This window comes from Mesorhizobium sp. (genome assembly GCF_024509055.1).
In the GTDB taxonomy this organism is placed as follows: Bacteria; Pseudomonadota; Alphaproteobacteria; order Rhizobiales; family Rhizobiaceae; genus Mesorhizobium.
Genome location: NZ_JANINM010000117.1, coordinates 1 through 4,493, shown reverse-complemented (window position 1 = coordinate 4,493; position 4,493 = coordinate 1). Strand labels below are relative to the sequence as shown.

The following is a 4,493-nucleotide window of genomic DNA, read 5'->3' as shown; positions in this document are numbered from 1 at the left end:
GGATCAATCCTTGAGGTTGTCGGGATTGAGCGGCGTCTTCAGCCAGGCCTTCGAGCTTTCGTCCAGCTTGCCGTCGGCCAGCATCTTGGCGACCGCATCGTTGACCGCCTTCTTCAGCCGGTCCTCGTTCTTGTTGAGGCCGATATGCGAAGGCGAGGTGAGCAACTGGAATTTCTGCTCGGGCTTCAGCGCATCCTGCTTGGCCAGCACCTGCGCGCCGACATCGTTACCGACCACCATCAGCTGCGTCTGGCCCGAGATGAAAGCCTGGATGACGGCATTGTAGTTGTCGAAACGACGGATATCGGCCGACGAAGGCGCGGCTTGCGTGAGCGATGTGTCCTCCAGCGTGCCGCGATTGACGGCGATCGACTTGTCGGCGAGGTCGTCCTTGCCTTTGACGGCAAGCGCCGCCGGGCCGATGACGGCAATGTAGTAAGGTGCGTAGGCGGCGGCGAAGTCGATCACCTGCTCGCGCTCCTTGGAGTAGCCGACGCTCATCAGGATATCGACGCGCTTGTCGGTGAGGTAGGGAATGCGGTTCTGGCCGGTCACGCTGACCAGGTTGAGCTTCACCTTCAAGGAATCGGCGATGGCCTGCGCCACGTCGACGTCATAGCCCTTGATGCTCATGTCGGCGCTGGCCGAGGAGAATGGCGGAAAGTCCGAGAAGATGCCGACATTGATGGCGCCGGCCTTGGTGATGTCGTCGATCGCGTCGGCCTTCGCGGCTTGGCTGGCCAGGCCGGCGGAGCCCAGCATCATGACTGCTGCGAATGCGTATTTCACTGCGTTGCGAAGTGTCATTGTGGTTCCCCTGCTGGAAGCTTGTTGTTGAATACGGCCGCCGGCTCCAGCGCGACGGCCGTATTTGGTTGGAGCAATTCCAGGAAAAGTGCGACGCGGTTTTCCGTCCGGAATTGCGTGGAAAAAATCGACTTTAGTCCTTCTTGAGTGCCGGGCTGAACACCATCAGGCTCAGGATCTCGAACAGCACCTGGGCGCCGACATGGGCGGTGTTGGTGGTCGAGTCGTATTGCGGCGCCACCTCGACGACGTCGCCGCCGACGATGTTGAGGCCTTTCAGCCCACGCACCAGTTCCAGCACCTCGCGCGTCGTCAGCCCGCCGACTTCAGGCGTGCCGGTGCCCGGCGCGAAAGCCGGGTCGATGCTGTCGACGTCGAAGGAGATGTAGGTCGGGCCGTCGCCGACGATTTTCCGCGCCTTCTCGATGATGGCGGGGATGCCGAGGCCGGTCACCTCTTCCGCATGGACGACGGTCATGCCGGACTCGTAGGTGAACTCCCACAGATATTCGGCCGAGCCGCGAATGCCGATCTGGATTGTGCGCGACGGATCGAGCACGCCGTCCAGCACCGCGTTGCGGAACGGTCCGCCATGGTGGAACTTGGTCATGTCGAACAGGCCGCTGGTGTCGCAGTGGGCGTCGATATGGATCATGCCGACCGGCGCCTTCTTGCCCACCGCCTTCAGGATCGGATGGCTGATCGAGTGGTCGCCGCCGACCGAAAGCGGCAGCACGCCGGCGTCGACGATCTGGTTGGCGCGCTTTTCGATGTCCTCGTGGCTGATCTCCAGCCGGTAGCGGCTGCGGAACGGCACGTCGCCGATATCGGCCACCCGAAGCTCATGCGTCGGCGCGCATTCCAGCACGTGGTTGTATGGCCCGATGCGCTCGATGGCGCGCAGCGCCCGCGGCCCGAAGCGCGAGCCCGGGCGGTTGGTCACGCCGAGGTCCATCGGCACGCCGATCATAGCCACCTGCAAGTCGCCGAAATCCGGATTTTCGGCCGCGACCTGGAGATGAGGCGCGGCGAGGAAGGTCGGGATGCCGGAATAGGGCGCCAGGCGCGTGCCGCTCTTGTTGAAGATCTTGTCGGCAACCTTGCGGAACTTCGGATCGAACATCTCGCCGCCATGGCTCTCGCCATATTTGCGGCGCAACGCCTCGAGCTTGCCGCGATCATAACCCATCGAAATTCCTCCTTCATGCTGCCTGCAGGGTGCCCGCACGGCGGTCGCCAAGCCAGCCGTCGTCGGGCTGGATCATATCCGCTGGTGCTTGCGGGCTCACGTCTCTTGAAAGCTGTCTGCGGCAAAAGTGTCGGGCAGCGGCTTTGAAAAAGCAATTGATATTGTTAGGCTCTCGTTTGTGAGAAAATCTCACAGAGTTGTGGAAGTTACCTGTGGCCAAACGCCTGCCGCCGCTGAACCCCCTTCGCGCTTTCGAAGCCACGGCGCGCCATGCCTCGCTGACCAAGGCCGCCGGCGAGCTCAACGTCACCCACGGCGCCGTCAGCCATCAGATCAAGGCATTGGAGCTGTCGCTCGGCGTGAAGCTGTTCGAACGCACCGGCCAACGCGTAAAGCTCACGCCGCACGGCGCAGAACTGTTGCCCGCAGTGTCGGCCGCTTTCGACGGCATCGCCGCCGCTACCCAGCGCATGACCAGGCCGGCGCGCGCCGGCACGCTCTCGGTCTCTTGCGTGCCGGCGCTGCTGCTGCTCTGGATGACGCCCCGGCTGGGCTCATTCACCGCGCAATATCCGGATATCCAGCTCACCCTGATCCCGTCCAACGATGCCAAGGATATTCGTGCGCCGCATGTCGATGTCTGCGTGCACTATGGCGATGGCGGCTGGACCGACTGCTGGATGCGCAAATGGTCCGGTCTCGAACTGTTCCCCGTTGTCAGCCCGACGTTGATCAACAACCGTCCGATCCGCACCGTGCGCGACCTTGCCGATCATGTCTTCCTGCATGGCGACGACGGCCGCGAATGGCACACCTGGCTGGCGGCCGCCGACGCGCTGGATCTGGAACGCGGCCGACGCCATCGTCTCGGCGATGCGCGCATGGCGGTCGAGGCCGCCGTTCACGGCCACGGCGTTGCGCTCGGCGATTCCGTGACCGCGCGCGCCTTGCTCGCAAGGGGGATGCTCGTTGCGCCGTTCACTTTGTCGGTGCCGGCGGTCGACGACTTCTACGTCGTCTGCCGCAACGAGATGCGCTCGGCGCCGATCGTCCAGCTCTTCATAGACTGGCTGTTCGCCGAAAAGGAGCAGGACGAAGCGCGCGCCGACGCGCCCGTGGCCGGTCGCTCGTCCAATCGCCGAAAACGTCCCGCGCTCAAGGTTATCGGCGCAAGGACGCAGGGCTGAAGGCTGGACCGTCGCAGCCTCTTTTTGTCGGGCCAGCCGGCAAAGCGGGCAGCGCTTTCAAAAATTCAATGCTAAGAGGCAATCGGCTAAGACAATTCCAGGAAAACCGCGCGGCGGTCTTTCGTCCGGAATTGCTGAAAACGAAGGCTTGAAGCGCGTCGCCTCCACTTCGGCGCGATGCGCTTATGGTGAGCGGAAATGGCACGAACCGATATAGCGCGGCGCGTCTACAATCACACCTGGAAGCTGGACCCGATCGTCCGTAGCCTGCTGGACACCGATTTCTACAAGCTTCTCATGCTGCAGATGATCTGGGGCATGTATCCCAAGGTCAATGCCACCTTCACCCTGATCAACCGCACCACCTCCGTGCGCCTCGCCGACGATATCGACGAAGGTGAGTTGCGCGAGCAGCTCGACCATGCCCGCACGCTGCGTTTCTCCAAGAAGGAGATGATCTGGCTGGGCGGCAACACCTTCTATGGCCGCAAGCAGATCTTCGAACCGGAGTTCCTCGCCTGGCTGGAAGGCTTCCGCCTGCCTGAGTACGAGCTGACCAAGCGTGACGGGCAGTACGTGCTCTCCTTCGCCGGCCCCTGGATGTACACCACGCTGTGGGAAATCCCGGCGTTGGCCATCATCAACGAGCTCCGATCCCGCGCGGCCATGCGTTCCTACGGCCCGTTCGCGCTCGACGTGCTTTATGCCCGCGCCAAGGCCAAGATGTGGGACAAGACCGAACGACTGAAGGCCTTGCCCGGCATCCGCATCTCCGATTTCGGCACGCGCCGCCGCCACTCGTTCCTGTGGCAGCGCTGGTGCGTCGAGGCGTTGAAGGAAGGCATCGGCGAGGCCTTTACAGGCACTTCCAATGTGCTTCTCGCGATGGACAACGACCTCGAGGCGCTGGGCACCAACGCGCATGAACTGCCGATGGTGTTTGCGGCGCTCGCCAATTCGGAAAAGGAATTGCGGGAAGCGCCCTACAGGGTGCTGCAGGACTGGCAGCGCTACTATGGTGGCAACCTGCTGATCGTGTTGCCCGACGCCTTCGGCACGGCATCCTTCCTGCGCGACGCGCCGGACTGGGTCGCCGACTGGACCGGCTTCCGCCCAGACAGCGCCCCGCCGATCGAGGGCGGCGAGAAGATCATCTCCTGGTGGCGCGAGAAGGGGAAGGACCCCAAGCAGAAGCTGCTGATCTTCTCCGACGGCCTCGAGGTCGAGACTATCGAGGAAACCTACAGGCATTTCCGCGGCAAGGTGCGCATGTCCTTCGGCTGGGGCACCAACCTCACCAACGATTTCGA

The 4,493-nt window shown here is 63.0% G+C and carries 4 protein-coding genes; 2 read left to right on the top strand and 2 right to left on the bottom strand.

Annotated features, from left to right (window positions below):
* Nucleotides 1–3: 3 nt before the first annotated feature.
* On the bottom strand, nucleotides 4–807 hold the full coding sequence (locus Q0L57_RS06680) for a transporter substrate-binding domain-containing protein (protein WP_296739823.1): 804 nt from the start codon (nucleotides 805–807) through the stop codon (nucleotides 4–6).
* Between the two features lie 133 nt (nucleotides 808–940).
* Nucleotides 941–1,996, bottom strand: a complete 1,056-nt coding sequence (gene speB / locus Q0L57_RS06675; protein ID WP_296739819.1) for an agmatinase — start codon at nucleotides 1,994–1,996, stop codon at nucleotides 941–943.
* Nucleotides 1,997–2,208: 212 nt separating this feature from the next.
* On the opposite strand from speB, the gene gcvA reads away from it, so the two are divergent.
* Both gcvA and Q0L57_RS06665 read left to right on the top strand, forming a co-directional pair.
* Entirely contained in the window at nucleotides 2,209–3,183 is a 975-nt protein-coding gene (gcvA, locus tag Q0L57_RS06670) for a transcriptional regulator GcvA (RefSeq protein WP_296739818.1), read from the top strand.
* 198 nt (nucleotides 3,184–3,381) lie between these two features.
* Nucleotides 3,382–4,493 (top strand): nicotinate phosphoribosyltransferase (locus Q0L57_RS06665; RefSeq protein ID WP_296739816.1); only part of this gene is annotated, 1,112 nt, incomplete at its 3' end.